This is a genomic window from Massilia sp. YIM B02443, assembly GCF_030411955.1.
GTDB lineage: Bacteria > Pseudomonadota > Gammaproteobacteria > Burkholderiales > Burkholderiaceae_D > Telluria.
In genome coordinates this window covers 147175-171839 of the sequence record NZ_JASNRA010000013.1, presented here as the reverse complement: position 1 = coordinate 171839, position 24665 = coordinate 147175, and the positions used below count along the sequence as shown (strand labels likewise).

At 64.7% G+C, this 24665-nt stretch carries 31 protein-coding genes; 16 read left to right on the top strand and 15 right to left on the bottom strand.

Going from position 1 to position 24665, the window contains the following annotated elements:
• Positions 1-90: 90 nt before the first annotated feature.
• From QPK27_RS15145 to QPK27_RS15130, 4 genes are all read right to left on the bottom strand, one after another.
• The gene (locus QPK27_RS15145; RefSeq protein ID WP_290419083.1) at positions 91-759 is read right to left on the bottom strand and encodes an OmpA family protein; all 669 of its coding nucleotides are present in this window, start codon (positions 757-759) and stop codon (positions 91-93) included.
• 101 nt (positions 760-860) lie between these two features.
• Positions 861-1007 carry a lmo0937 family membrane protein gene (locus QPK27_RS15140; RefSeq protein WP_290419082.1) on the bottom strand — a complete coding sequence of 49 codons (147 nt, stop codon included), beginning with the start codon at positions 1005-1007 and terminating at the stop codon, positions 861-863.
• A gap of 88 nt (positions 1008-1095) precedes the next feature.
• Complete coding sequence (locus tag QPK27_RS15135) at positions 1096-1320, bottom strand: hypothetical protein (RefSeq protein WP_290419081.1); 225 nt, start codon at positions 1318-1320, stop codon at positions 1096-1098.
• Positions 1321-1512: 192 nt separating this feature from the next.
• Positions 1513-2235, bottom strand: coding sequence for a glycine zipper 2TM domain-containing protein (locus QPK27_RS15130; RefSeq protein WP_290419080.1), 723 nt, complete (start codon positions 2233-2235; stop codon positions 1513-1515).
• Between the two features lie 197 nt (positions 2236-2432).
• On the opposite strand from QPK27_RS15130, the gene QPK27_RS15125 reads away from it, so the two are divergent.
• A complete protein-coding gene (locus QPK27_RS15125) occupies positions 2433-3161 on the top strand; it encodes a Crp/Fnr family transcriptional regulator (RefSeq protein ID WP_290419079.1) in 729 nt (242 codons plus the stop codon).
• Positions 3162-3402: 241 nt separating this feature from the next.
• On the opposite strand, the gene QPK27_RS15120 is transcribed toward QPK27_RS15125, so the two are convergent.
• The gene (locus QPK27_RS15120) at positions 3403-3624 is read right to left on the bottom strand and encodes a glycine zipper 2TM domain-containing protein (protein WP_290419078.1); all 222 of its coding nucleotides are present in this window, start codon (positions 3622-3624) and stop codon (positions 3403-3405) included.
• Between the two features lie 20 nt (positions 3625-3644).
• Complete coding sequence (locus QPK27_RS15115) at positions 3645-3977, bottom strand: BON domain-containing protein (protein ID WP_290419077.1); 333 nt, start codon at positions 3975-3977, stop codon at positions 3645-3647.
• A gap of 285 nt (positions 3978-4262) precedes the next feature.
• On the opposite strand from QPK27_RS15115, the gene QPK27_RS15110 reads away from it, so the two are divergent.
• From QPK27_RS15110 to QPK27_RS15080, 7 genes are all read left to right on the top strand, one after another.
• Positions 4263-4652 (top strand): DUF4398 domain-containing protein, encoded by a 390-nt coding sequence (locus QPK27_RS15110; RefSeq protein WP_290419076.1) that lies wholly within the window; start codon positions 4263-4265, stop codon positions 4650-4652.
• A 93-nt stretch (positions 4653-4745) separates the two neighbouring features.
• A complete protein-coding gene (locus QPK27_RS15105) occupies positions 4746-5669 on the top strand; it encodes an OmpA family protein (RefSeq protein WP_290419075.1) in 924 nt (307 codons plus the stop codon).
• A gap of 45 nt (positions 5670-5714) precedes the next feature.
• On the top strand, positions 5715-6248 hold the full coding sequence (locus QPK27_RS15100; RefSeq protein WP_290419074.1) for a bacterioferritin: 534 nt from the start codon (positions 5715-5717) through the stop codon (positions 6246-6248).
• A gap of 39 nt (positions 6249-6287) precedes the next feature.
• Positions 6288-6635, top strand: a complete 348-nt coding sequence (locus QPK27_RS15095; protein WP_290419073.1) for a YqjD family protein — start codon at positions 6288-6290, stop codon at positions 6633-6635.
• 16 nt (positions 6636-6651) lie between these two features.
• Positions 6652-7038 (top strand): phage holin family protein, encoded by a 387-nt coding sequence (locus QPK27_RS15090; protein WP_290419072.1) that lies wholly within the window; start codon positions 6652-6654, stop codon positions 7036-7038.
• 26 nt (positions 7039-7064) lie between these two features.
• Positions 7065-7448 carry a hypothetical protein gene (locus tag QPK27_RS15085; RefSeq protein WP_290419071.1) on the top strand — a complete coding sequence of 128 codons (384 nt, stop codon included), beginning with the start codon at positions 7065-7067 and terminating at the stop codon, positions 7446-7448.
• Between the two features lie 373 nt (positions 7449-7821).
• Positions 7822-9000, top strand: a complete 1179-nt coding sequence (locus QPK27_RS15080; protein ID WP_290419070.1) for a DUF3616 domain-containing protein — start codon at positions 7822-7824, stop codon at positions 8998-9000.
• Between the two features lie 90 nt (positions 9001-9090).
• On the opposite strand, the gene QPK27_RS15075 is transcribed toward QPK27_RS15080, so the two are convergent.
• Positions 9091-9477 (bottom strand): hypothetical protein, encoded by a 387-nt coding sequence (locus tag QPK27_RS15075; RefSeq protein WP_290419069.1) that lies wholly within the window; start codon positions 9475-9477, stop codon positions 9091-9093.
• 131 nt (positions 9478-9608) lie between these two features.
• Complete coding sequence (locus tag QPK27_RS15070) at positions 9609-10064, bottom strand: glycine zipper 2TM domain-containing protein (RefSeq protein WP_290419068.1); 456 nt, start codon at positions 10062-10064, stop codon at positions 9609-9611.
• A 213-nt stretch (positions 10065-10277) separates the two neighbouring features.
• On the opposite strand from QPK27_RS15070, the gene QPK27_RS15065 reads away from it, so the two are divergent.
• The 3 genes from QPK27_RS15065 to QPK27_RS15055 all read left to right on the top strand — a co-directional run bounded on the left by QPK27_RS15065 (position 10278) and on the right by QPK27_RS15055 (position 12573).
• Entirely contained in the window at positions 10278-10856 is a 579-nt protein-coding gene (locus QPK27_RS15065; protein WP_290419067.1) for a hypothetical protein, read from the top strand.
• 84 nt (positions 10857-10940) lie between these two features.
• Positions 10941-11255, top strand: coding sequence for a BON domain-containing protein (locus QPK27_RS15060; RefSeq protein WP_290419066.1), 315 nt, complete (start codon positions 10941-10943; stop codon positions 11253-11255).
• Positions 11256-11301: 46 nt separating this feature from the next.
• Positions 11302-12573 (top strand): AI-2E family transporter, encoded by a 1272-nt coding sequence (locus QPK27_RS15055; protein WP_290419065.1) that lies wholly within the window; start codon positions 11302-11304, stop codon positions 12571-12573.
• 99 nt (positions 12574-12672) lie between these two features.
• On the opposite strand, the gene QPK27_RS15050 is transcribed toward QPK27_RS15055, so the two are convergent.
• Together QPK27_RS15050 and QPK27_RS15045 are read right to left on the bottom strand one after the other, a co-directional pair.
• Positions 12673-13587 (bottom strand): YihY/virulence factor BrkB family protein, encoded by a 915-nt coding sequence (locus tag QPK27_RS15050; protein ID WP_290419064.1) that lies wholly within the window; start codon positions 13585-13587, stop codon positions 12673-12675.
• A 90-nt stretch (positions 13588-13677) separates the two neighbouring features.
• Complete coding sequence (locus QPK27_RS15045) at positions 13678-14706, bottom strand: OmpA family protein (protein WP_290419063.1); 1029 nt, start codon at positions 14704-14706, stop codon at positions 13678-13680.
• A gap of 560 nt (positions 14707-15266) precedes the next feature.
• Here QPK27_RS15045 and QPK27_RS15040 point away from each other — a divergent pair.
• The 5 genes from QPK27_RS15040 (at position 15267) to phbB (ending at position 19333) form a co-directional block, all read left to right on the top strand.
• The gene (locus tag QPK27_RS15040) at positions 15267-15875 is read left to right on the top strand and encodes a winged helix-turn-helix domain-containing protein (protein WP_290419062.1); all 609 of its coding nucleotides are present in this window, start codon (positions 15267-15269) and stop codon (positions 15873-15875) included.
• Between the two features lie 233 nt (positions 15876-16108).
• Positions 16109-16894 carry a glutathione peroxidase gene (locus QPK27_RS15035; RefSeq protein ID WP_290419061.1) on the top strand — a complete coding sequence of 262 codons (786 nt, stop codon included), beginning with the start codon at positions 16109-16111 and terminating at the stop codon, positions 16892-16894.
• Positions 16894-17793, top strand: a complete 900-nt coding sequence (locus QPK27_RS15030; protein WP_374047073.1) for a zinc-dependent peptidase — start codon at positions 16894-16896, stop codon at positions 17791-17793. Before QPK27_RS15035 ends, QPK27_RS15030 begins: the two co-directional genes overlap by 1 nt.
• A 133-nt stretch (positions 17794-17926) precedes the next feature.
• Positions 17927-18481 (top strand): hypothetical protein, encoded by a 555-nt coding sequence (locus tag QPK27_RS15025; RefSeq protein WP_290419059.1) that lies wholly within the window; start codon positions 17927-17929, stop codon positions 18479-18481.
• Between the two features lie 108 nt (positions 18482-18589).
• Positions 18590-19333 (top strand): acetoacetyl-CoA reductase, encoded by a 744-nt coding sequence (phbB, locus tag QPK27_RS15020; RefSeq protein WP_290419058.1) that lies wholly within the window; start codon positions 18590-18592, stop codon positions 19331-19333.
• A 141-nt stretch (positions 19334-19474) separates the two neighbouring features.
• Here the strand turns inward: phbB and QPK27_RS15015 are convergent, their stop codons facing one another.
• The 5 genes from QPK27_RS15015 to QPK27_RS14995 all read right to left on the bottom strand — a co-directional run bounded on the left by QPK27_RS15015 (position 19475) and on the right by QPK27_RS14995 (position 24590).
• On the bottom strand, positions 19475-20179 hold the full coding sequence (locus QPK27_RS15015; RefSeq protein WP_290419057.1) for a hypothetical protein: 705 nt from the start codon (positions 20177-20179) through the stop codon (positions 19475-19477).
• Between the two features lie 10 nt (positions 20180-20189).
• Positions 20190-21041 carry a hypothetical protein gene (locus QPK27_RS15010; protein ID WP_290419056.1) on the bottom strand — a complete coding sequence of 284 codons (852 nt, stop codon included), beginning with the start codon at positions 21039-21041 and terminating at the stop codon, positions 20190-20192.
• Between the two features lie 87 nt (positions 21042-21128).
• Positions 21129-21494: a VOC family protein gene (locus QPK27_RS15005; protein ID WP_290419055.1), complete on the bottom strand. Its 366-nt coding sequence runs from the start codon at positions 21492-21494 to the stop codon at positions 21129-21131.
• 665 nt (positions 21495-22159) lie between these two features.
• Positions 22160-23515, bottom strand: a complete 1356-nt coding sequence (locus QPK27_RS15000; RefSeq protein ID WP_290419054.1) for a DEAD/DEAH box helicase — start codon at positions 23513-23515, stop codon at positions 22160-22162.
• 295 nt (positions 23516-23810) lie between these two features.
• On the bottom strand, positions 23811-24590 hold the full coding sequence (locus tag QPK27_RS14995) for an inositol monophosphatase family protein (protein ID WP_290419090.1): 780 nt from the start codon (positions 24588-24590) through the stop codon (positions 23811-23813).
• Positions 24591-24665: the final 75 nt, after the last annotated feature.

The window sequence follows — 24665 nt, the reverse complement described above, 5'->3', positions numbered from 1 at the left end:
ATCGCAATCAAACCCATCAATAGCTTACGGTGACAGCGCCAAAGAAAAAGGCCGGCAGAAGCCGGCCTTGTCCATACAACGACGGAGCGCTTAGCCTTGTGCCGGCTCGGCGACATAGATCTCGACGCGGCGGTTGCGCGCCTTGCCCGAGGCGTCGGCATTCGACGCGATCGGCTCGCGCGAACCGCGGCCTTCGATGGTGATGCGGTTCGGATTCACGCCGCGGCCGGCCAGGTAGTCGCGCGTGCGCGAGGCGCGGTCGACCGACAGCGGCTGGTTGATGGCGTCGCTGCCGGTGCTGTCGGTGTGGCCGATGATGACTACGTTGGTGTTCGGGTTCTCTTGCAGGGTCGACGCGAAGCGCTGCAGGATCGGCTGGAAGTTGCCCTTGATGTCCGAGCGGCCGGTGTCGAACGAGATGTCGCTCGGGATTTCCAGCTTCAGACGGTTATCGGCGGTCTGCGAGACTTGCACGCCGGTGCCCTGGGTGGCTTGCTCCATCTGCTGCTTCTGCGCTTCCATGCGCTTGGACCAGATGTTGCCGATCACGGCGCCGGCGGCCGCGCCGATGACCGCGCCGCGGGTGGCGCGGCCGCTGCCGCCGCCGCTGGTGGTGCCGCCGATCAGGCCGCCGAGACCGGCGCCGATGCCGGCGCCGGTGGCGGTGCCGCGCTGGGTGGCCGACATGTCGGCGCAGCCGCTGGCGGTCATGAGAACGATGGTTGCGGCCGCGGCCGACTTGGTCAGTTTCGAGTACATGGAAGTCTCCTCAAATAAATGAAAAATCCGTTTCGCCGTCGTGCCTTGGGAGGCGCGACCGCGAAACGGATTGGATGTTACGGGTCGTACCGATGATTATTCTATATGCCACGGCCGCTGATCAGGCGCACCAGCACCATGATGACGGCGACGACCAGCAGAATGTGGATGAAGCCGCCGATGGTGTACGAGGTCACCAGGCCCAGCAGCCAGAGAACGATGAGAACGACAGCAATGGTGTACAGCATGATGGATCTCCTTGAGAGAATGCGCCTTGGTTGCGCTGTGATTCCAGTATGTACTGAGCTGTGCCGTTGTACCGTTCGATGGCGTACGTTAAACGCAATTTTTTTGTTTGCGCAACCCCGGAATCCAGCCCATCAGGCCCATCAGGCCGGTGCAGCCGATCAGGCAGGTGAGCAGGCCGCCGGCCACCAGGAACACGACGTCGTGCGCTTGCAGGTGGCCCTGGGCGTCCGCGCCAGGGCCGGCCGAGAACAAGCCGAAACCGGTCAGTAAGAGTCCCCAAACAATGATGCCGATCCATGTCAGGCTGTTCATATGCTTCTCCCACGGTTGATGTGCCCGCCATACATTTCAGCGTGGAACCATTTTCGGTTTAGCTCATCATTTGGTCCGTGCGTTGTCGCACATTGCCTGTGAGAAAAACTTTGGCCGGGTCGCTTGCGCGATCCCGGCCATGTGCTAGTACCTTGCGGCGCATGCGCGTCGCATATCGATTGCAGTGTTCGCTTATGCCACCGAGCGCAAACGGCCCTTGACGATGCGCACGCGGTCGCCGCTGCGCCATTGCGGCTGGCTGTTCTGGCGGAAGGTGCGCAGGGTGCCGTCGTCCAGGCGCACCCGGATTTCATAGCTGGTGGTGGCTTTCATATTGCCTTCGATCTGGTTGCCGGCCACGGCGCCGCCGATGGCGCCGGCGACCGTCGCCAGCTGGCGGCCGCTGCCGCCGCCGATCTGGTTGCCGAGCAGGCCGCCGACCACGGCGCCGCCGGCCGCGCCCAGGCCGCTGCCTTCGGCGCGGGTGGTGATGGTGCGCACCGATTCGACGTTGCCGCAGTTCGAGCACCAGTTGCGCTCGCTTTCGGCGCTGGCGACCTGGGTCGGCTTGCTGTCCTTGACCGGCGCGGCGGTTGCCGGCGCAGGTGCAGGTGCCGGCGCCGGTGCGACCGGCGCCAGCTGTTGCGCCGGCGGCGCCACCGGCACCGCGGCGTAGCCCGGCGCCTGGGCCGGGTCCTGCGGCAGCGTCGCCGCCAGCGCCAGGCGGTCGGCTTCGCTCAGCTGGCGCTCGGCATTGCCGCCCACCGACGACGGCAGCCAGCCGAGGATGGCGGCGGTGCCCACCAGGCAGAACAGCACCACGGCCAGCGCGGCGATCAGGAGCAGGGGATGGGTGCGGCCGCGCGCGGTTGGGGGCGGGGGCGGCATGCCGGATGGCGTGTTTGGCGTGTTCATGTCGTGTTCCTTTCTTGTCCGGCCATCGGGAAGTATGGCCTCGTTCGTACGAAGATTGTCCTCAGGAACAACAAGCAGTTCCGTGCGTCACCGTACATACTCGCTCAAGGGTGGCGGTTACGCTGCCTGAAATTGTTTGCAAATGTATCGGCGAACCCGCGTGGCCACGATCCCGCGCGCTCGCCAGCGAGGACCCGATGAATTTCGCCGCCCATCCGCCCGTCGCCGAGCACAGCAGCAATCTGCTGCTCGCCGCGCTGCCACCCCAGGAACTGGCCCAGCTGCTGCCGCAGCTGGACCAGGTCACGGTGGCGGCCGGCCAGGTGCTGTGCGAGCCGGGCGATCCGATCCGGCACATCCATTTTCCACACGACTGCCTGATTTCGCTGCTGGGCGTGGCCGAAGGCCGCATGACGCTCGAAGTCGGCCAGGTCGGACGCGAGGGCATGCTCGGCGCCACCGTCGCGCTCGGCCACGACACGGCCCAGGTGCGCGCCGTGGTCCAGCGCGCCGGCAGCGCCAGCCGCATGGACGGCGCGCGCTTCCAGCAAGAAGTAGCGCGCAATCCGGTGCTGCAGCAGGTGCTGTACCGCTATACCGATTCGCTGCTGGCGCAGGCGATCCAGATCGCCGTGTGCAGCCGCTTCCATGTGCTCGAGGCGCGCCTGGCGCGCTCGCTGCTGGTGACGCGCGACCGGCTGCAAAGCGACCGCTTCCACCTGACCCATGAATTCCTGGCCCATGCGCTGGGCGTGCGCCGGGTCGGCGTGACCAAGGCCGCCAGCGCGCTGCAGCAGCAGGGCCTGATCAACTACAGCCGCGGCAATATCGAGATCCTCGATCCCGAGGGGCTGGCCGCCGCCTCCTGCACCTGCTACCAGATCGTGCGCGAGGCGGGGGCGCTGCCGGTGCATGGGGTGCTCTGAGCCGGCCGGCTGCTGCGCTGCGCAGTCCTGCCGCTGTTCTTCCACTGATTGCGCTGATGCGCTATGAGGGCGGCCGGATGCGCCGCCTGGGCCTGCTGCGCGCCGTCTGTACCATCGCGCCGTATCCGTTATGTCGCCGTGTCCGTAATCCTGCCCGTGATCCTGTTTGTGATCCGTTAACGACAAACGCCCGGCAATGCCGGGCGTTCGCGGTGTGTGTGTGAAACCTGGAAATGTGTGATTAGTTGGTGGTCTTGACCTGGTTGCCGACCACGCCGCCGACGGCTGCGCCGCCCACGGTGCCGACTGCGCTGCCGCCGGTCAGGGCGCCGCCGATGACTGCGCCGGCGCCGGCGCCGATCGCGGTGTTACGGTCCTGCTTCGACATGTTCGAGCAGCCTGCCATGCCCAGGGCGACGGTTGCCAGCGAAACGGTTACGACCAGGTTCTTGATGGTTTTCATGGTGATCTCCTTGTGGTGGGTTATTTCAAGCGCAGGTCATTCCTGACCGATCTCACGCCTTTTACAGTGCGCGCGACCGAGGCCGCGGCGCCTACGCTGTCGGTTGAGGCGACATAGCCGCTCAGCCGGACAATTCCTTGATACGTCCTGACATCGACATCAGATTCCGTCACTCGTGGATCGCGTGCCAGCGCTTCCCGCACGCCGGCCGTGATGGCGGCGTCGTCGGCCTCGTTCGCCAGGGCCGCCCGGTCGGGCAGCCCGGACGCACATCCCGCGAGGGACGTGGCGGCCAGGGCGGCCAGGAGGACAGTGATGCATCCGATCGTGGCCGCGCTGCGTTTTCCACTCATTCCGATATTCATTTATCAATGTGTTGGTGACAGCGTAAGCGCGCGCCGGATTCTGCTCTGTTCGGCAACACACAATGTCGGGGCGAGGTTGTTACGACATGTTTCCGGGGACTCGCCGAGGTCGACGCAGCGGGCGTTGCGTGGGTTGCCGCACGCTCGGCTGTGCAAGGCAATATGGTCTAAGAGACAATGTGCGTCAGCGTACTGATCACGCTCAATTACGGGTCTATAACGTCAACAGACCCACTCGTTGTCATATCTACGTCGTTGAACAGGAGAAAAGCGATGCGCAAACAACAATCGATGACCCAACTGGCGCGCCTCGGCTGCGTCGCCCTGCTGGCAAGCCTGGCCGCTTGCGCCAGCCCGGACCAGGCGCCGGCAACCGCCGACGTGGCCGTGTCGCGCAATGCGGTGGAAAACGCCGTGTCCGCCGGCGCCGCCGAGCTGGCCCCGGCCGAGATTACCGCTGCCCGCGAAAAGATGGTGCGCGCCAACCAGGCGCTGGCTGCGCGCGACTACAAGCTGGCGCGCGAACTGGCGATCCAGGCCCAGGCCGACGCCAAGCTGGCGCAGAGCAAGGCTGTCTCGGCCAAGGCGACCACCGCCTCGACCCAGCTCAATGAAGACCTGCGCGTGCTGCGCGAGGAAGTCGACCGCGTCAACTCCCAGTAATCTCAGTATGCCGGTCCACCGGCCCGCAACCCACACCGCCGTTCGAATCGTCCGCGCCGACCGAGGCGCCTGAAAAAGAAAAGGAACAAGAACATGAAAAACCGCAAATCCGCCGTCTCGATCCTGGCCGCCGCCGTGCTGGCCGCCGCCTGCGCCAGCGCACCGGTGACCACGCCGACCCTGGACCAGGCCCGCGCCGACTTCGTCTCGGCCAACAACAACCCGCAGGTGTCGACCTACGCGCCGCTCGAATTCAAGCAGGCCAGCGAAGCGCTCGACCAGGCCAACCAGGCCGCCGCGCGCCGCGAAAGCCTGGAAGACATCGACCGCCTGGCCTACGTCGCCAAGCAGCGCATCGCCACCGCACAGGAAGTAGCCAAGGGCAAGGCCGCCGAAGCCGATATCGCCGATGCCTCGCGCCAGCGCGACCAGGTGCGCCTGGAAGCGCGCACCGCCGAAGCCGAACGCGCCAAGCGCGAAGCCGAAGCGGCGCAAGCCCAGGCCCAGCAAGCCCAGGCGCAGGCCGCTTCGGCCCAGGCGCAAGCCGACGCCGCCAACCAGCAGAACGCGGCGCTGGCCCAGCGCGCGGCCCAGCTGGAAGCGCTGCTGGTCGATCTGCACGCCGTGAAAACCGAGCGCGGCTACGTGGTGACGATCGGCGACGTGCTGTTCGCCACCGACCAGGCGACCCTGAATCCGAACGGAATGTCGACCCTGCGCAAGCTGGCCGACGTGATGACGCAGAACCCGGACCGCACCGTGCTGGTCGAAGGGTTTACGGATAGTACCGGCAGCTCGACCCACAACCAGGAACTGTCGCAGCGCCGCGCCAACGCGGTGGCGACGGCGCTCGGCTCGATGGGCGTGGCGCGCGACCGCATCTCCATGAAGGCCTATGGCGAAGCGTTCCCGGTAGCGTCCAACGATACGGCGAGCAATCGCCAGCTCAACCGCCGGGTCGAGATCGTGCTTTCCAACGAGGGGGCGCAGATTCCTCCGCGCGCAGCGATGCGCTGATGCGCGCCGATCCGGTACCACTGACTCACGAAACAAGGAATCACTATGGAACAGAAGACCAACCTGGCGCACGGCTTTGACATCGCGGCGATCCGCCGCGCGGCGGCCAACCTCGACGACGGCGCCGTCACCGAGGGCTACCAGGCCGACCGCGAAGCGGTCATCGCGATGCTCAACGACGCGCTCGCCACCGAACTGCTGTGCGTGCTGCGCTACAAGCGCCACTACTACACGGTGAGCGGCCCCAACACCGGTCACATCAAGGCCGAGTTCCTCGAGCACGCGCAGCAGGAGCAGGACCACGCCGACCGCATCGCCGAACGCATCGTGCAGCTGAACGGCTCGCCGAACTTCAACCCGGCCACGCTGAGCGCGCGCAGCCACGCCGAGTACGACGATTCGACCGACGTGCAGGCGATGGTGCGCGCCGACCTGATCGCCGAGCGGGTGGCGATCGAGTCGTACCGCCAGATGATCGCGGCGATCGGCGACAAGGATCCGACCACGCGCGCACTGCTGGTCGACATCATGGCCGTCGAAGAAGAACACGCCGACGACATGAGCGACCTGCTGGCTTGAAGCCAGGTTTTTCCATCCATACCGATACAGGAGTACACCATGCTTGACACCTCCCGCAACAACCACGGCAGTTCCATGCATCCGATCAGCGGCAGCACCTATGCGACCCAGTCCGACATCAAGGCGCTGGTGCGCGATGCGCAATCGATGCTGACCGCGGCCGCCTCGCTGACCGGCGAGAAGGCCGAGGAACTGCGCGCGCGCGGCATGGAACTGCTCGACCGCGCACTGGGCAACGCCAAGCTGGTGCCGACCCAGGCCGTGGAGAAGGGCAAGGAACTGGCCCATACCGCCGATGTCTATGTCAAGGACAACCCTTGGCGTACGATGGCGATCGCGGCCGGTGTCGGCGTGGTCCTCGGCATCCTGCTGAGCCGTAAACAATAAGACGCCGGGAGCTGTCGTGGACAAGAACGAAACAATCGTGCACAACCCCGGCCTGATGGGCGGGATCTCGAGCCTGTTCAAGAGCCTGTTCGGCCTGGCGGTCTCGCGCGTGGAACTGGCGGCGCTCGAGCTGTCCGAGATCCGCAACCACGTGATCGAGCTGGTCGCCATCTTCGCGGCGGCGCTGCTGGCGGTGTGCTTTGCCATCGCCTACGGCACCGTGACGATCGTGGCGCTGGCCTGGGATTCGATGGGCTGGACCATCCTGCTGGTGATGTTCGCGGTGTTCGCGCTCGCCACCGCGGTGCTGGTGGCGAAAGGGATGGCGCTGCTGCGCCAGAACAAGCTGGCCTTCCCGGCGACCATGAAAGAACTGAAGAACGACCGCGAGATGCTGCTGTAAGGGCGGCGACACCACAAGGGGAAACCATGCACAATCATGACGGAACGACTGGACTGGCCGGTCACAAGCACAGCCTGGATCCGGCGGCCCGCAAGCAGGAACTGCTGCGCGAAGGCGAGTTCTTCCGCGCAGGCGTGGCGCACGCCAAGGCGCACATCCAGCACTCGGCCAAGCCCGAGGTGATGCTGCACTCGGCGATCGACCACGCCACCTGGGCGCTGCGGGCGCGGGCCGATGCCCTGCTGAAACCGACCGGCACCAATGTGTCGGTGTTGATGCCATACGCATTGGCAGTGGTGAATTTCGTGCGCCAGCGGCGCATGGGCAAGCAGGCGGCCGGCGCCGCCCTGGTGCTTGGCGCACTGGGCTGGTATGTCAACCGACGGCGCGCCCGGCAATTGCCGGACTGAGGCTCCGGACGAGGTTGCAGGAGTATGCGCCGGCGTCATTGCCGGCGCGATGTGCCAGCCGTCGTAGTGCGTCGATGCCCGCGCCAGGCGCTGCGGCATGGGCGTGATGGGCAAGTCGAACGGCGGCGCATCAAACAGCATATGGTGGGGCTTGAGCGGCGTCTCAATCGGGGATTGGACGCCGTCTTTTTTTGTCCTGGCCAAGCTGCCAGGCCCGCGCGCGAACTGCGACGCGCTGCGCATTCAACGCGCCTGCACGCATCCGGTTGACAGGATGACGCACACTGTCACGTTGGCCGCCTTGCAAGCGGACCCGGCGCACAATGGCAAACACATGCAGTATGCTGTGGCAAACATCGCCACCCGAGGCCACATGCAATCGTTCGCTACGCATCCGAGCAATATTGTGCTGCTCGAATTTCATCCCGATCATGACGAACTCAGTCCCGGCAAGGAATTGCGCGACGGCCTGTCGGTGGCGCTGCGCATGGGATCGACCCTGTGGCTGGCCAACGACGAGTCGCTCAGCATCGAGCGGCTGAGCATTTCCCCCGAAGACAGTTCCGGACGCAGCAGCTTCGCTGGCGCGCACCGCCAGTTTGCGCTGCACGACTTCCTGGCGCTGCCGCTGCCGCCGCGCAATGCGCCAGGCGAACGCATCAACGAAGCCGACATCGAAGGGCTGGCCAGCGATGGCAAGTACCTCTGGCTGACCGGCTCGCACAGCCTGCGCCGCAAGCAGCCGGACCCGGGCGACGGCATCCGGCGCGCCCACAAACGCCTGGCCAGCGTCAGCGCCGACGGCAACCGCTATCTGCTGGCGCGCATTCCGGTCGTCGAACAGGAGGGCGGGCACGTGCTGATGCGCGAGGTCGAGCACAAGGGCAAGCGGCGCACCGCGGCGTTATTGCGCGGCGACGAGCACGGCAACGAACTGACGGCACTGCTGCGCGAGGACGAGCACCTGGCGCCGTTCCTGGCTATTCCCGGCAAGGACAATGGCTTCGACATCGAGGGCATCGCGATCGCCGGCAAGCGCATCCTGCTCGGCCTGCGCGGTCCGGTGCTGCGCGGTTGGGCCGTGATCCTCGAAGTCGCTCTGGCGCCGGACCGCGATCCCGCCTGGCTGCGGCTGGCGCCGCTCGATGCCGAGGGCACGCTGTACCGCAAGCACTTTCTCGACTTGCAGGGCCTCGGTATACGCGACCTGTGCGTGCAGGGCGCCGACCTGTTGATCCTGTCCGGGCCGACGATGGACCTGGACGGACCGGTGGCGGTATGGCGCTGGCCAGGGGCAGCCGGCGCCCCCGACGCGCGCGAGACAGTGGTCGCGGCCGGCGTGCTCGAGCGCGTGTTCGACCTGCCGTTCGGCCACGGCGTCGACCATCCGGAAGGCATGTCGCTGTACACGCATGCCGACGGTAGCGAGGAGGGCTTGCTGGTGGTGCACGACGCGGCTGCGCCCAGCCGCCAGATCGGCGAGAGCACGCTGGTGGCGGACGTGTATCCCCTGCCGCCGCCGGGGCGCAAGAAGAAAAAGAAATCGGGCTGAACGCGCCGCGCAACGACGCGTGCCCAGGCAATCCGGGAATGGGCGCGGGCCGGACGGCGTGACCGGCCCGCGGGTATCACCTGTACCGAATTACTGCTGGCTTGCTGGGCGCAGCTGCGCCATGTCGCGCTGCCAGGCCGAGCGCGCTTCCTGCATGCAGGCCTTGCGCTCGCCTGCCGGTTGCTGGCGGCAGGCATTCTGCGCTTCCTGCAGGGCGGCGCCGATTTCCTTGCGCAGGGTCTGTTGCTCGCTATCGTTGCGGTACCAGCGCGGCGGATCGCCTTTCGCGATCTCCTGCGCCTGCTGGCGCGCGGCGGTCGGATCGACCACGCGGTCGGTGCCGGAGCCGGCTTCCTGGGCCGAGGCAAGGCCTGCGGCAAACGTCAGCGCCGCCAGCGCGCAGGCGCGCACGGCGCGACCGATACGGTTCGGATCAATGGAATTGGTGGAACGGGTGAAATGCGTGGAATGGTGCATGCTTACCTCCATCCTCGAAGACGCCGGCAGGACGCCGGCGTGGGAACGCGGACCGGCTTCCGGAACAGATTTCCGGCGCGGTCCGCATCAGTTCATGCGATCCGTTCGGATCGCATGCGATCAATAACGCCTTAGTAACGATAAACGCGGCCGTCGACGATGCGCACGCGGTTGCCCACGCGCAGGTCGTAGGCGCTGTCCTGGGTCACGGCTCGGTATTCGCCGTTATCCATACGCACGTTGATCTGGTACATCTCCTGGCCGCCGGCGTTGCGGTTAGATTCGACACGGTTGCCAACGGCAGCGCCTGCCACGCCACCGGCCACGGTGGCTGCGGTACGGCCGCCGCCGCTACCGATCTGGCTGCCGGCCACTGCGCCGACCAGGCCGCCGAGGATGGCGCCCGCGCCGCTGGTACGGTTGTCGGCCTGCGCGACCTGGATCGATTCGATCACGCCATAGCCTTGCGAAACCGAGGAATTGCTGCTGTAGCCGCCGCCGTAAGGCTGGCTGCTGTTGCTTGCGCAACCGGTGAGGATGGCGCTGGTGGCCAGGATGGCGGCCACGAAGGTACGGGAAGCTTTCATGTTGTTCTCCTGATAAGAGGGATGGGACCAGCTTATGCAGGCGTGTTGACAGGGTCTGTGCGTTGCCGCACCCACCTTTCCCCTGATGTAAAGCTTGCTGCTGACCAGCTTTCTTGTGTTCGGCATCGTACAGAATTTGCTGTCCTGTCATGTAAAGATGACACTCATCGCAATGCGAAACGTGTCTTATCAACAGAGAATCGGAGAGGCTGCATGAAGCTGGTGTGCAAGAAAGTGTCGGGCAAGGTGCTGATCGCAGTGCTCGCCATGGGCTGGCTGGGCCAGGCCGGCGCGCAGCAGGCTGCGCCCGCGACTGCGCCCGATGCCAAAGCCACCCATTCACTGGCGCTCGACCGTGCCAAGTCAGTCTACGAAGTGGCGCAGGCGCGCTGCGACGCGCTGGCCGGCACCGCGCACGATATCTGCGAAGCCGATGCGCATGCGGTGCGGGTGCGCGCCGAAGAAGAAGCCACTGCCGCCTACAGGAACACGCTGTCGGCCTACACCCAGGCACGGATCCGTATCGCGGCCGCTTACCACGAGCGCGACAAGACGCGTTGCACGGCGCTGGCCGGCAACGACCGCGAAGTATGCCTGCAGCAGGCCAAGGCGACCCTGGTGGCGGCGCAAGCGGACGCCCGGGCCGACCGCAAGGCGATCGAGGCGCGTCTCGATGCCAATGAAGAGAAATTGACTGCCGAATACCACGTCGCGCTGCAGAAGTGCGACGCCTTCGCCGGCGCCGCCAAGGACCAGTGCGTGAGCACGGCCCGGACGGCTTACGGCAAGTGAAAGAACCTGCGGGCCGGCTTGCCGGCGCCGCGCAACCCGCCCGCAAGGGTATTTGCTTCACCATGACCACTAACAGGAGCCATCATGAAAATCGCTAAAAACCTCATCTCCGCCGCCTTCGTCGCTACCATGGCCATCACCGCCGTGGGCTGCTCGTCGACCAACAACCAGTCGAGCACCGGCGAGTACATCGACGACGCCGTGATCACCACCAAGGTCAAGGCGGCCCTGGTCAACGACCCGAACGTGAAAGCACGCGAAGTCAACGTCGAAACCTTCAAGGGCGACGTGCAGCTGTCGGGCTTCGTGGCTGATGCGCGCGACGCGCAACGCGCCGTTGAGATCGCTCGTGGCGTAAAGGGCGTGACTTCGGTCAAAAACGACATCCGTGTGAAATAATAGCCGGATCGCCGGGGCGGCCCGGTTACTTGTTCAGGCAACATCCATGCAGCTAGCTCAATCCGATCCGGCATCGCCGGCCAACTTGCCTGACCAGACCGCCCCGGGGGCGCCGCCCAGCGGCGCCGACCCGCGCGCACAGGCCCATGCGCACACCGACGCACGTGGCGGCGACGAACTCGCCCTGCACATGGGCGGCCTGCGGGTACCGCTGCACGTCAATGCGCGCGGCCTCTCGCTCGGCATCCTCGCCACCATCGCTTTCGTGTTCGCGCTCCAGTGGGCGCAAAAATTCTTCGTGCCGCTTTTGCTCGGCATCCTGATCGCTTACACCCTGAATCCCGTGGTGCGCTGGCTCGAACGCTGGCACATCCGCCGCATCGTCGGCGCCACCCTGGTCACCGCCATCATCGTCGGCGCCATGGCCGGCACCCTGTACCGGCTGCAGGGCGAATTCTTCAACATCATCGACGAACTGCCGACGCTGACCCACAAGATCACGCGCATCCTCACCAATACCAGCGGCCAGCGCTCGACGCTGCAGCAGATGCAGGCCGCCGCCGCCGAGATCGAGCGCGCCGCCAGCAATGTCGGCAGCAATGGTGGCAGCGAGACGCGCAAGGCCGCACCGCGGCGCCAGAACCTGCCGCCGGCCGAGTCCAGCTCGCCGATCCGCGTCATGGACTGGGTGCTGGCCGGCTCGATGGGCCTGGCCACCTTCCTGTCGCAGAGCACGATGGTGGTGTTCCTGGTGTTCTTTTTACTATTGGCGGGCGACACCTTCAAGCGCAAGCTGGTCAAGCTGACCGGGCCTTCGCTTTCGCGCAAGAAAATCACGGTCCACATCCTGGACGACATCAATACCTCGATCCAGAGCTATATGTTCATGCTGCTGGTGACCAACGTGCTGCTGGCGCTGCTGATGTGGGGCGCGCTGCGCGCCATCGGCCTGGAAAACGCCGGCGCCTGGGCCGCCTTCTCGGGCGTGGCGCACCTGATGCCATATTTTGGCCCGCTGGTGATCACGGCCGCCACCGGCATGGTCGCCTTCCTGCAGTTCGAGTCGATGAGCATGGTGATGCTGGTGGCCGGCGCGTCGCTGGCGATCGCCACCCTGGTCGGCATGGTGGTCGCCACCTGGATGACCGGCAAGATCGCGCGCATGAATCCGGCCGCCGTGTTCGTCAGCCTGCTGTTCTGGGGCTGGCTGTGGGGCGTGTGGGGCTTGCTGCTGGGCGTACCGGTGGTGATGGTGCTGAAGGTCGTGGCCGAACGCGTCGAGGGCATGGAGATCATTGCCGAGCTGCTCGGCGAATGAGTCTGCCGCTCTTTTCCTGAATTCACGGTTCCACATAAAAAAACCGGGCCGGGGCGTCATGCCCCGGCCCGGTTTGCCGTCGTGCTTGCCGCAGCTGGCTTACGCGTCGCTCGTGCGCGGCTCGGCGCCGGTAATTTCCTTCGGCTTGTTGCGCAGGCTACCCATCTGCAGCGCATACTGGCGCGCGAACTCGGCGCCCAGGAAGAAAATCTGCGCCGAGTAGTACACCCACAGCAGCAGGGCGATCAGCGAGCCGGCGGCGCCGAAGCTGTCGGTGGCGCCGCTATTGCCGATGTACAGGCCGATGCCGAATTTGCCGAGCGTGAACATCGCCGCCGTGCCCAGCGCGCCGATGGTGACGTCGTGCCACGACAGGTGCACGCGCGGCAGCAGCTTGTAGATCACGCCGAACAAGGTGGCGATCACCAGGAAGCTGACCGCCCAGGCGATCCAGCCCATGATGAACGCGGCTTCTTGCCACATACCACCAATAAATTTCTCGACCACGGCCAGCGCCGCGCTCACCACCAGCGACACCATCAGCAGGAAGCCCAGCACCAGGATCAGGCCGAACGACAGCAGGCGGGTGCGGATCATGCCCCAGATGCCGGCGTCGGGCGGCGCGGGAATGCCCCAGATCTCGTCCAGGCTGTCCTTCAGCTCGGAAAACACGGTAGTGGCGCCGACGATCAGCAGCAGGGTGGCGACGACGGTGGCGAAAAAGCCGGTCTCCTTGTTCTGGGCGCCGGCCAGGATCGCCTGGATGGTTTGCGCGCCCTGTTCGCCGACCAGGCTGCGCAGCTCATTGAGCAGTTGCCCCTGCGCCGCTTCGGTGCCATAGAAGAAGCCGGCCACGGCGATCACCAGCACCAGGATCGGCGCCATCGAGAACAGCGTGTAGTAGGCCAGCGCGGCGCCCTTGCTGGAGGCGCGGTGGTCGAGCCACTCCAATACCGCGCATTTCATGACTTTCACGAGCTGGGTTGAATAAGGGAACCATTTTTTGACTGCCATTAACCCATCCTCCATTGAAAAAGGGGGCCGAAGCCCCCTCGATTGCAGACTGCCGGCCGCGATAATGCGGCCGGCGTCATGCCACAGGAATTACTGCTGGACCGGGACTTCGACCACGATCTGGTCGACTTCCACGCGACGGTTCGGTTCCAGGCAAGCGATCAGCTCAGCACGCTTCTTCTGGTTGCACTCGACCACCGGGTTGGCTTCGCCCTTGCCGACAGCGCGCAGACGGTTGCCGTCGATGCCCTTGCCGACCAGGTATTCACGCACGGCGTTGGCGCGGCGCTCCGACAGCTTCTGGTTGTAGCTTTCCGAACCCAGGCGGTCGGTGTAGCCGGTGATTTCGACGTTGGTCACCGAGGTGTCGGCCTGCAGGGCGGTTGCGATCTCGTCCAGCTTCGGTGCCGGGGTGATCACTTCAGCCTTGTCGAAGGCGAACAGCTTGGTGGCTTCCAGGGTCACTTTCTGGAAGCGTGGCTGCGGTGCTGGCGGCGGAGCGACTGGTTCCGGAGCTGGTGCCGGAGCCGGTGCTTCGACGATTGGTGCCGGTGCCGGCGCTGCTGGCGGCGGGTTGAACGCATAGTTCAGGCCGACGGTCAGCATCTTGTTGTTGCTGCGCTTGAAGCCGAACAGTTCGTCGTCACGCAGGAAGCCGCGCACGGTGCGCAGGTCGGCTTGCAGCGACCATTGCGGGGTCAGGCTGGCCTGGAAACCGATACCGACGGTGGCGTACGGCGAGTTTTTCTCGACGTTGCGGATTGGGTTGTTGACCTTGTCGCGTTCTGCGCCGATACCGAACAGCACGAACGGACGGAAGCGATCGCGGCTCAGCATCAGCAGAGCGTCCACGCCCAGCAGGGTCTGGCGATACTCGTTACGACCTTGCTCGAAGCGGGTCTGGCTGGCGCCAACCTGGATGTCCCAGTTCTGGTGCACGGCCTTACCGAATTTCAGGCCGCCGCCCGTATCGCGATCATCCACGCCGAAGTCGGCGTCCGGCTTCACGTGGTTAACGCTTGGCTGGATGTACCACGATGGGTTGATCTCTTGGGCGAGGGTGGCGCCGGATGCGCACAGCAGTGCAGCAGCCAGGGCGATCTTCTTCGTATTATTCACAGGTAACTCCCGTAGGTTAAAGTTGATGACAACGCATACGTCAGCAGCGATGTTGGATAAAGAATAACAGTGCAAGTTCCATACTCTCGGTGCGGTAGCGCACCCAACGAAACGGCATGTGCGATTTTACAACAGTGCTTTAAAAATCACATTTCCTTAGTGAAACGAACTGTAACGGTGCTGTCATGCTACGTATGTGCCAGATCTCACATAATGACGTCATCCCTTTCTCATAACGAATTTCAATGACATGGTGTCGCGGTCTGCCATCGGATTCGTACCGTGCGCCGCCTGAATGCGTCGGCGTTGTAGGATAACGCTTACTTGCAGCAATCCTTCTTCCCATCCATACAGATGACAGCCCTCGCCGGGGGCGCTTGTGGGCATTTTTGAAAATGCTTGCAGGAATCTTGTTGAATGTTGGATGGCGCACAGACCATGGTGTCTGATGCAGGCAATCTTGAGCCCAGTTAAACGGAACCGAGATGTTGTCAGGGTGTCATACGACACACAGCGACCCGGACCACACAGTCTCACTCTATTTTTTGGAGCTCACCAATATGCATGCAACGACTCAGCACAACGCGGTATCTGGCGAAACCGGCGCAGTGCACACTTCCAGCAATTCGGCACTGATCGAGCGCGTCCCACCGCAACCGACCGAGCGCGCGCCGATTTCGCTGGCGCCGATCGAGCGCGTCCGTTCGACCTCGGCTACCCAGCGCCGTATCGAAAACATGCAAAAGCTGATCAATGAGCTCTCGAACCACGAAATGCTGGCCGACGAGATCGCCTGGTTCCTCAAGTTCTCGCCGTCGGGCGCCCGCAAGTACATCCGCGACCTGCGCGAAGCCGGCGTGATCGAGCTGGCGCGCTACATCGAGGGCACCGCCACCTACCTGGGCAAGGCCGTGTACCAGATTTCGCCGGATCCGGAGCGCGTCAAGGCCTTCCTGGCCGCGATCTGCCAGCCGAAGCGCGAAGGCGCCGCCCCGCGCAAGGAGCGTCCGGGCCTGCGCGAGCAGAACATGGCCGGCAGCGGCCGCCACTTCCACATCCTGGCCGACGACACCCATTACGCGATCCGCGTCAACCGCAGCCCGGTGGCGCGCGATCCGCTGGTCGCCGCACTGTTCGGACCGGCCCCAGGCCAGCAGAACGCCAAGTAATACCTTTCTTTAGCGCGCCCCATAGCGCGCCCCGATCCTGCCGCGGTAGAGACCCGCGGCCGAATCGGCCAGACGATCGCTGTCGTCATTCACACCGCGCCTTGTGCGCGGTTTTGTTTTTTCGGCGCTACTTGCTCGACAATTTGCGCGGTCGTTGTTGAAATCCGGTCAATAATCCACACCTTCCTGCCATCGTGCCGGCATGCCGGCCCCCACCAATGCAAGGAGTGACGATGTTACCGAGTGCCGATACGCTGGAAGGCAAGCCCGTTCCGAACGTGACCTTCAAGGCCCGCCCCGACGACCAGTGGCGCGACCTCAGCAGCGACGAACTGTTCAAGGACAAGACCGTGGTGGTGTTCTCGCTGCCAGGCGCGTTTACCCCGACCTGTTCTTCGACCCACCTGCCGCGCTATAACGAACTGGCGCCGGTGCTGCGCGCGCACGGCGTCGACGACGTGCTGTGCATCTCGGTCAACGACGCCTTCGTGATGAACCAGTGGAAGGCCGGCCAGGACGCCGGCAACATCACCGTGATCCCGGACGGCAATGGCGACTTCACCGAGGGCATGGGCATGCTGGTCGACAAGCGCGAGCTCGGCTTCGGTCGCCGTTCGTGGCGCTATTCGATGCTGGTGCGTGACGGCATCATCGAGAAGATCTTCATCGAACCCGAGCGCGACGGCGATCCGTTCGAGGTGTCCGACGCCGACACCATGCTGGCCTACCTGGCGCCGGACGCCGAGGTGCCGGAACCGGTGGTCATGTTCTCGCGTCCCGGCTGCCCGCATTGCGCGCGCGCCAAGAAAGCGTTGCGCGAGCACGACGTGCACTTCACCGACATCCCCGAAGACGGACGCATCAACACCATCGTGCTGCGCGGCGTGACCGGACGCATGACCTGGCCGCAAGTTTTCGTCGGTGGAGAACTGATCGGCGGCGCGGACGAGGTGCAGGACTGGCTGGCCGAGCGCTTCGCCGGCCAGCCGGCCAGGCGCGCCGCCGACGGGGCCGGATGATGGAAGCTTTGCTGTTCGGCCTGCTTGGAGCGGGCCTGCTGGCGGCCTGGCTGGCGCCGAAATGGCGCTTGCGCCGGGCGTTGGCGCGGCCGCTGGCGCCAGAGCGCGCCGCCATCCTGGCGCGCAATGTCTCGCAGTATCAAGGCATGGACGAGGACGAGCGTGGACGGCTGGGGCGCATGGTCCAGCGCTTCCTGCATGAAAAGAAATTTGTCGGCTGCGCCGGCCTCGAGGTCACCGACGAAATGCGGGTGACGATCGCCGGCCAGGCCTGTCTGCTGCTGCTGGGCCGGGTAGGCGAGGACGGCAGGGGGCCGATCTATCCGACCCTGGACATGGTGCTGCTGTATCCCGGTGCTTTCCTGGCGCCGCGGCGCCAGCTCGACGCTTCCGGCGTGGTGACCGAGGAGCGCCAGGATCTGCTGGGCGAATCCTGGGGCGACGGGCGCGTGATCCTGTCGTGGGAGCACGTGCGCCGCGCCGATGGCAGCGGCGGTCCGGCACACAATGTGGTGCTGCACGAATTCGCGCACCAGCTCGACAGCGAATCGGGCAATACCAACGGCGCGCCGTATCTCGGCAGCAGCGAGCGCTACCGCAGCTGGTCCGAGGTGCTGTCGCGTGACTTCGCCACCTTGCGCCATGAGGCGATGTGGGGCCGGCACGGCGTGCTCGACCATTATGGCGCGACCAACCCGGCCGAATTCTTCGCCGTGGCCACCGAAAGCTTCTTCGAGCAGCCTTACGAACTGGCGGCCAGCCATCCGGCGCTGTACCAGGAATTCCTCAGGTATTACCGGGTCGATCCGCGTCAGTGGCAGGCTGCGCCGATCATCCGGGAAGTGGAACCCGGGGTGCAATTTCATGGCGGCGGCATGGTCTACGGCCAGTGGCGGTGAACGTGGCGCCGGCTCCCGGCTGCCGAAGCGCTGGCCCTGACGGTCGGGTTGGCGGTGGACGGCGTGCGGCGGCGTACAGAGCCCGGCGCGCGCCAGGCGCATGCTTGAGCTACCACATCAGGGAGGAATCGCCATGTCCACCATCATCGCAGGACGTTTCCAGCTTCAGGACGAGGTCGACCGCGCACGCGCCGCGCTGGTCGAGGCCGGATTTGATCTCGAGCGCATCAGCGGCTTTTACCTGACCCAGCCGGGCCAGCACGACATGACCCCCATCGGCGGCGACCACATCCAGTCGCCGGGCGCCAAGGAGGCGCCCGAAGGCGTGATGCAGGGCGTGGCCACCGGCGGCGCGGTCGGCGCCGCGGTGGGCGCGGCCACCATCCCCGTTACCGGGCCGCTGGGGCCGGTCGTGGGCGGACTGGTCGGCGGCCACGTCGGTTCGCTGTTCAGCTTTTCCAAGATGAAGGACCGTGGCGAGCCGGAAGAGGGCGGCGAAAATGCGGTGCCGCCGCGTCCGGCCGGGATGCTGGTGGCGGTGGCCTTCGATGACACGGGATTGGAAGACACCGCGATCGCCACCCTGCGCCGCCTGGGCGCCCATCACATCGAACGGGCCCAGGGCAATATCGTCGATGGCGACTGGGCCGATTTCGATCCCAGCAGCCGGCCAGACGTGATCGCCTGAGCTGAAGAAATGCCTTGATCCTCATCAATAACCGATATTGATCGTTCCCTACACTCGGATGATCGGTACGCCCCACCTGCGGACCGGTCGACAATAGGGGAGCGAATCATGAAGAAACGGGTAGCCCTGATCACGGGCGCGATGGGCGGGCTGGGCACGGCGCTATGCCGGCGCCTGCATGCGGATGGCTTCACGGTGATTGCCACGCATTCGCCGGGCAATACCACGCGCGAAGGCTGGCTGGCGGCGCGGCGCGACGAAGGCGTCACTGTGCGCGCCTGCGAGCTCGACGTCTCGAACGGCAATGCCTGCGACGCCGTGGTGCGCCGCCTGCTGGAAGAAGTCGGCGCCATCGACGTGCTGGTGAACAATGCCGGGATCACGCGCGACCGCAGCCTGCGCAAGATGAGCGCGGAAGACTGGCACGCCGTGCTCGGCACCAATCTCGACAGCGTGTTCAACATGACCCGCCCGGTGCTGGAAACCATGACCGGACGCGGCTGGGGGCGCATCATCAATATCTCGTCGGTGAACGGCCAGCGGGGTGCTTTCGGGCAATGCAATTACGCCGCGGCCAAGGCCGGCATGCACGGCTTCACCAAGTCGCTGGCGCTCGAGGTCGCGCGCCATGGGGTGACCGTGAATACCGTGTCACCCGGCTATCTCGACACCAGCATGGTGCGCCACATGCCGCAGGAGGTGCTGCGCGACCGTATCCTGCCGCAGATTCCGGTTGGGCGGCTGGGCAAGCCGGAAGAGGTGGCGGGACTGGTCGCCTTCCTGGCGTCGGAGGCGGGGGGGTACGTGACCGGGGCGAATATCGCGATGAATGGCGGGCAGCATATGTATTGAGGGGCCGCGCTGGCTGTTTGAGCTGCGGCCGGGTTGAATCCTGCAGTCGGTCACGGGCGGCGTGCGCAGGTGCGCCGCCCGTGCCGGACTTGCTGTTGAAGCTGAGCGGCCGTTGCCGGTGTTATCGCGGCTTGGCCCACCTCAGGCGGCGGCCGTTGGCGGCGTCGGCGACAGGACCTGCAGCGCGTCGTTGTGCAGGCGAATCTTGTCCAGCGCCAGCACCACCCCGGCCGGCTGGCCTGCCATGGCGGCGCCGGCCAGTGACAGCAGGCCGCCCACCAGTCCGGCCGCCTCGCCGATCACGCCGATGCGGCGGATTTTTTGTGCCGCATCCTTGGTCAGGCCGACCAGCTGGCCTTGCGGCCTGCCCAGGTCGTGGATGATGAAGGCGGCCGCGTCGGCGTACAGGCTGTTGGCGCGCTGGCGCAGCAGCATTTCGTCGTCGAGCAGGGCGCGCAGGACGTCTTGCGTGTGCTCCGGGAAGCGGCCCGTGCCATGGTCGCGGATGTCGGCCATGATGCGTTCGTGCAGTTGGTCGGCGAATGCGGACAATTGATCGGCGAGCTCGATCACACCCTGCATGCTGGACAGGGCGCCTTCCTGCGGCGGGGTTGGCGCGGCGGATGGGGCGGAGGCGGCATCGGTGGCGGCGGATGGCGCGGGGGCAGCAGCGGTGGTCGCAACCGGCGCCAATTGCATAGTCGCAGCAGTGGTGGCGGCTGCCGGCGCGCGTTGCGCAGTGAAGGAAGCGCCGGCAATCGTTTCCTCGGGGCGCGTACCGCCGGACGTGTTGGTGGTGGAGGACAGTGGCGTCGTAGTGACTTGCGTTTGCTCAGGCTTGGTCATGTTCGCCTCCTCAGTCACCGCTCAGGTTTTCGCGAATGATGCGCACGTCGCGGCCATAGGTTCTCAGCATGCGCCGCACGTCCTCGTTGGTCAGCCGGTTCAGGTTCTCGCGCATCTTCTGGTGCCCGAGCGCCACTTTGGTCAAGCCCTGCAGCGCCAGTTCGTAGCGACGGTCGATCAGCTTGTACTCGGTGGACTTGTTCAGGTAGTGGACCTTGGCCAGGGTGACCAGCATGCGGTCCGAATTGCGGTTCGAAAACGGAATCTCGACATCAAAAATGCCGAGCACGGTCTTCTTTTCATTCTCGTTGGTCTTGTAGTAGAGGCGGGTGAGCGAGATCATGGCCTCGAGCAGGACCTGCACGTCGGGATCGCCGTCGCGCACCATGGTTTCCACGCTGCGATTCTGGTAGCCGGAAGCGATGACGCGGGTCAGCAGCCGGCTCATGCCGGTGTACGCCGCAATATGGCGCTGTTGCAAGCCCGAGTCGGCATTCGCCTTCAGTCCATTACCCAGGTCATCAATCCGTTCAGACAGGTCGTAACGGGCATCGCCGGCAAGCAGGCTGAGCGTCTGCATATACAGCACCAGCGTCTTCTGGATCGCGACGAAGTCGTCATAGACGGCGCGCCGCCGTGCATCGTTCTCGCGCGCCAGGCGTTCGGCCACCGGCGACAGGTAAGGCTGCTCGCGCTCGAAGGTATCGCGATACCGCCGCGACAATTCCGCATAACCACCCAAACGCGCCGAAGCATCCGCGAACTCGCGCACCTCCTGCAAGCTGACCGGCCCCTGCGAAGCACATCCGGCCAGTACCGAGGTCGCCAGCAACAACATCCAATAAGCAATCCGACGCAGCATCGTGGATCCTCCCTGGCCGCGCGGTATGGCAGCCCGAAAAATCCCATTCTTTCAAAACGATGCTGCCTCGATCTTGCTTACCGTCAATTACGCCACTTTGGCGCGGTCGAAGTGTGGGTTCTCGATCACACCGAACAGGTTCCCGTCCGGATCGCGCACGACGGCAGTCCGGATCCCGCCGCCGACATCCTCGACCGGCGTTTCCACGGCCGCACCGAGTCCGACCAGCCGCGCCAGCTCGGCCTGCGCATCCGCCGTCCCCCAATACGCCGTCGCGCCCGAACTGCCCGGCACCCCATCCGGCACCAGCCCCAGCTCGAACCCGCCGACGTCGAAGCCCACATAAAACGGCTGATCGAAATACGGCGCCACCCCCAGGACCTGCTGATACCACGCCTTGGCCGCCTCCAGTTCAGTCACCGGATAAATCACCGTCCGCAATCCCTGAATCATGGCTACTCCTCAGAAGTAAAACCCCATCCTGCCCCACCTATTTCCCTAAGTCCACCCGTCAAGACTAAGAGGGTCAGAGTCGAATTGTCGGGCAACCTCAAAAGTTGTCAAACAATTCGACTCTGACCCTCATTGTCGAGAATGTGCTTGTGAGCACTGTTAGGTCGATCAATGTAGTCAGCTAACTACTCTAAAAGAAATTGGCAAATAATTTGACTCTGACCCTCGTTATTTTTGGCTGCCTGACCGCGAATGCACTGATCCGCTGCCAGCGATTTTTACAGTAACAATTGCGAGCCAGAAGAAATGCCATTAACAACGACAGATCGATATAACCACAGCAAAAAATAAANTTTTGGCTGCCTGACCGCGAATGCACTGATCCGCTGCCAGCGATTTTTACAGTAACAATTGCGAGCCAGAAGAAATGCCATTAACAACGACAGATCGATATAACCACAGCAAAAAATAAATAGGGTCAGAGTCGAATTGTTTGACAACTTTTGAAGTTGCCATTTAATTCGACTCTGACCCTAATTATTGGGTACGAGCTTCCGAGAAATTGAGACAAAGGTCACGCAGAAATTGGGAAAGACGTGACAATCTTTCCCAATAATTTGACTCTGACCCTAATTAACGACCCTAATTCACGAACTCGGTGGCGCTTAGCGGTCGCGCGATGGGCGGGCGGCCGATTGGGGGCGGGGGGCGTTGCGCTTGGGGGCGGCGCCGGTGCTGCTGCCCGGGGTACGGGGCTTGTTGCCACCGTTGCCGTTGCCGTGGCCACGGCCGCCGCCTGGACGGCCGCCGCGGTTGGCGTGGCCCGGGGCGCCGCTGCGCAGCTGGATCGGCTGCGGCTTGGCGTTCAGGTCGGGCTCGAAACCGGGGATCACATGGCGCGGCAGCGTCTGCTTGATCAGCTTTTCGATGTCCTTCAGCATCTGGTGCTCGTCGACGCAGACCAGCGACACGGCTTCGCCAGTGGCGCCGGCGCGGCCGGTACGGCCGATGCGGTGGACGTAGTCTTCAGGCACGTTCGGCAGGTCGTAGTTGACCACGTGCGGCAGCTGGTCGATGTCGATGCCGCGCGCCGCGATGTCGGTCGCCACCAGCACCTGCAGGCTGCCGTCCTTGAATTCGGCCAGCGCCTTGGTGCGCGCCGACTGGCTCTTGTTGCCGTGGATCGCCATCGCGCCGATGCCGTCCTTGCCCAGTTGCTCGACCAGCTTGTTGGCGCCGTGCTTGGTGCGGGTGAACACCAGCACCTGGTGCCAGTTGTTTTCCTTGATCAGGTGCGACAGCATCGGGTGCTTCTTGTCGCGGTCGACCGGGTGGATCTTCTGCGCGATCACTTCCACGGTCGAGTTGCGGCGCGCGACTTCGATCGACTGCGGGTTGTCCAGCAGGCGGTCGGCCAGGGCCTTGATCTCGTCCGAGAAGGTGGCCGAGAACAGCAGGTTCTGGCGCTTGGCCGGCAGCAGCGCCAGCACCTTGCGGATGTCGTGGATGAAGCCCATGTCCAGCATGCGGTCGGCTTCGTCCAGGATCAGGATTTCGATCTTGCTCAGGTCGACCGTGCCCTGCGCCGCGTGGTCCAGCAGGCGGCCTGGCGTCGCGACCAGGATGTCGACGCCGTGCTTGAGCAGCTTGATCTGCGGATTGATGCCGACGCCGCCGAAGATCACGGCCGAATTCAGGTTGGTGTACTTGCCGTACAGGCGCACGCTTTCCTCGACCTGGGCCGCCAGCTCGCGGGTCGGGGTCAGCACCAGGGCGCGGATCGCGCGCGGCGTGGTCTTGTTGCGCTGCGCTGCGCCGACGGCGTCGGTCGACAGGCGGTGCAGGATCGGCAGCGTGAAGCCGGCGGTCTTGCCGGTGCCGGTCTGGGCGCCGGCCAGCAGGTCGCCGCCGTTCAGGACGGCAGGAATGGCCTGGCTCTGGATCGGCGTCGGCGCGGTATAGCCTTGTTCGGTTACCGCGCGCACGATCGCGTCGGACAAGCCAAGGGTGGAGAATGACATAGATGTTTTTTCAGTAAAAAGCGGCCCGTCGCCACAGTGGCGCCAGTCCTGGAAATCGGGTTGGTCGATGCAGGCGCGCGGCCCGACGTGATGGACGTCGGCCGCTGCGCCCGGACGCTGCCGCAGGCGGCTAGCAGGGATTATAGTGAACTAAGTTTCACTGTGGAAAGTATTTTTGACGGTGCTTAGCGCATGACATGGCGACACTCGGTTACAACTCGCGCCATGCCCCACGCGCCAACGCCTGTCACCGCAGGACCAGGCCGGCGATTGTGACATGCACCTCGGCGGTATTTTACGCGAAAGGCGAAAGCAGCGGCACCAGCGCGCCAAATACCTTCGGGCCGGCGGCGATCACGTCGCCCTTGTTCAGGTATTCGGATTCGCCGTTGAATTCGCCGACGATGCCGCCCGCTTCGGTCACCAGCAGGGCGCCGGCGGCGATGTCCCAGGTCTTCAGGCCTTTTTCGAAGTAGCCGTCGATGCGGCCGGCGGCCACGTTGGCCAGTTCCAGCGCGGCCGAGCCGCCGCTGCGCACGCCGTGGCTGCGCGAGGCGACCACTTCGTACATGCGCAGGTATTCGGCCAGCGCGCGCGGATCCGGACCGTGGCCCGAGGACAGCAGGGCGCGGCCGATGCGTTCGGTGGCGCGCACGCGGATGCGCTTGTCGTTCAGGTAGGCGCCGGCGCCCTTGGTGGCGGTGAACAGGTCGTTGCGGACCGGGTCGTAGACCAGGCCTTGCGTGATCACGCCGCGCTGCTTGAGCGCGATCGAGATGCAGTAGTTGGGATAGCCGTGCAGGAAGTTGGTGGTGCCGTCGATCGGGTCGATGATCCACACGTATTCGCTCTCGTCGTTCAGGTTGCCCGATGCGCCGCTTTCTTCGGCCAGGATCGCGTGATCCGGATAGGCTTTCAGCAGCGTCTCGACGATCGCCTGTTCCGCCGCCTGGTCGACGTCGGTGACGAAGTCATTGTGTTGCTTCTCAGAGACAACGATACGGTCGATGTCGAAGGACGCGCGGTTGATGACGGTGGCGGCGCGGCGGGCGGCCTTGATGGCCGTGTTGAGCATTGGGTGCATGAGGCTAATCCGTGAAAAACGCGAACGCCCACCAACGCCAATGAGCGCCGTGAACGGTCAGCTGAT

What these genes read in the sequence shown, in the direction of transcription:
- QPK27_RS15145 (WP_290419083.1), bottom strand. Translation starts at nt 759, where the DNA reads ATGTACTCGAAACTGACCAAGTCGGCCGCGGCCGCAACCATCGTTCTC.
- QPK27_RS15140 (WP_290419082.1), bottom strand. Translation starts at nt 1,007, where the DNA reads ATGCTGTACACCATTGCTGTCGTTCTCATCGTTCTCTGGCTGCTGGGC.
- QPK27_RS15135 (WP_290419081.1), bottom strand. Translation starts at nt 1,320, where the DNA reads ATGAACAGCCTGACATGGATCGGCATCATTGTTTGGGGACTCTTACTG.
- QPK27_RS15130 (WP_290419080.1), bottom strand. Translation starts at nt 2,235, where the DNA reads ATGAACACGCCAAACACGCCATCCGGCATGCCGCCCCCGCCCCCAACC.
- QPK27_RS15125 (WP_290419079.1), top strand. Translation starts at nt 2,433, where the DNA reads ATGAATTTCGCCGCCCATCCGCCCGTCGCCGAGCACAGCAGCAATCTG.
- QPK27_RS15120 (WP_290419078.1), bottom strand. Translation starts at nt 3,624, where the DNA reads ATGAAAACCATCAAGAACCTGGTCGTAACCGTTTCGCTGGCAACCGTC.
- QPK27_RS15115 (WP_290419077.1), bottom strand. Translation starts at nt 3,977, where the DNA reads ATGAGTGGAAAACGCAGCGCGGCCACGATCGGATGCATCACTGTCCTC.
- QPK27_RS15110 (WP_290419076.1), top strand. Translation starts at nt 4,263, where the DNA reads ATGCGCAAACAACAATCGATGACCCAACTGGCGCGCCTCGGCTGCGTC.
- QPK27_RS15105 (WP_290419075.1), top strand. Translation starts at nt 4,746, where the DNA reads ATGAAAAACCGCAAATCCGCCGTCTCGATCCTGGCCGCCGCCGTGCTG.
- QPK27_RS15100 (WP_290419074.1), top strand. Translation starts at nt 5,715, where the DNA reads ATGGAACAGAAGACCAACCTGGCGCACGGCTTTGACATCGCGGCGATC.
- QPK27_RS15095 (WP_290419073.1), top strand. Translation starts at nt 6,288, where the DNA reads ATGCTTGACACCTCCCGCAACAACCACGGCAGTTCCATGCATCCGATC.
- QPK27_RS15085 (WP_290419071.1), top strand. Translation starts at nt 7,065, where the DNA reads ATGCACAATCATGACGGAACGACTGGACTGGCCGGTCACAAGCACAGC.
- QPK27_RS15080 (WP_290419070.1), top strand. Translation starts at nt 7,822, where the DNA reads ATGCAATCGTTCGCTACGCATCCGAGCAATATTGTGCTGCTCGAATTT.
- QPK27_RS15075 (WP_290419069.1), bottom strand. Translation starts at nt 9,477, where the DNA reads ATGCACCATTCCACGCATTTCACCCGTTCCACCAATTCCATTGATCCG.
- QPK27_RS15070 (WP_290419068.1), bottom strand. Translation starts at nt 10,064, where the DNA reads ATGAAAGCTTCCCGTACCTTCGTGGCCGCCATCCTGGCCACCAGCGCC.
- QPK27_RS15065 (WP_290419067.1), top strand. Translation starts at nt 10,278, where the DNA reads ATGAAGCTGGTGTGCAAGAAAGTGTCGGGCAAGGTGCTGATCGCAGTG.
- QPK27_RS15060 (WP_290419066.1), top strand. Translation starts at nt 10,941, where the DNA reads ATGAAAATCGCTAAAAACCTCATCTCCGCCGCCTTCGTCGCTACCATG.
- QPK27_RS15055 (WP_290419065.1), top strand. Translation starts at nt 11,302, where the DNA reads ATGCAGCTAGCTCAATCCGATCCGGCATCGCCGGCCAACTTGCCTGAC.
- QPK27_RS15050 (WP_290419064.1), bottom strand. Translation starts at nt 13,587, where the DNA reads ATGGCAGTCAAAAAATGGTTCCCTTATTCAACCCAGCTCGTGAAAGTC.
- QPK27_RS15040 (WP_290419062.1), top strand. Translation starts at nt 15,267, where the DNA reads ATGCATGCAACGACTCAGCACAACGCGGTATCTGGCGAAACCGGCGCA.
- QPK27_RS15035 (WP_290419061.1), top strand. Translation starts at nt 16,109, where the DNA reads ATGTTACCGAGTGCCGATACGCTGGAAGGCAAGCCCGTTCCGAACGTG.
- QPK27_RS15030 (WP_374047073.1), top strand. Translation starts at nt 16,894, where the DNA reads ATGGAAGCTTTGCTGTTCGGCCTGCTTGGAGCGGGCCTGCTGGCGGCC.
- QPK27_RS15025 (WP_290419059.1), top strand. Translation starts at nt 17,927, where the DNA reads ATGTCCACCATCATCGCAGGACGTTTCCAGCTTCAGGACGAGGTCGAC.
- phbB (WP_290419058.1), top strand. Translation starts at nt 18,590, where the DNA reads ATGAAGAAACGGGTAGCCCTGATCACGGGCGCGATGGGCGGGCTGGGC.
- QPK27_RS15015 (WP_290419057.1), bottom strand. Translation starts at nt 20,179, where the DNA reads ATGACCAAGCCTGAGCAAACGCAAGTCACTACGACGCCACTGTCCTCC.
- QPK27_RS15010 (WP_290419056.1), bottom strand. Translation starts at nt 21,041, where the DNA reads ATGCTGCGTCGGATTGCTTATTGGATGTTGTTGCTGGCGACCTCGGTA.
- QPK27_RS15005 (WP_290419055.1), bottom strand. Translation starts at nt 21,494, where the DNA reads ATGATTCAGGGATTGCGGACGGTGATTTATCCGGTGACTGAACTGGAG.
- QPK27_RS15000 (WP_290419054.1), bottom strand. Translation starts at nt 23,515, where the DNA reads ATGTCATTCTCCACCCTTGGCTTGTCCGACGCGATCGTGCGCGCGGTA.
- QPK27_RS14995 (WP_290419090.1), bottom strand. Translation starts at nt 24,590, where the DNA reads ATGCTCAACACGGCCATCAAGGCCGCCCGCCGCGCCGCCACCGTCATC.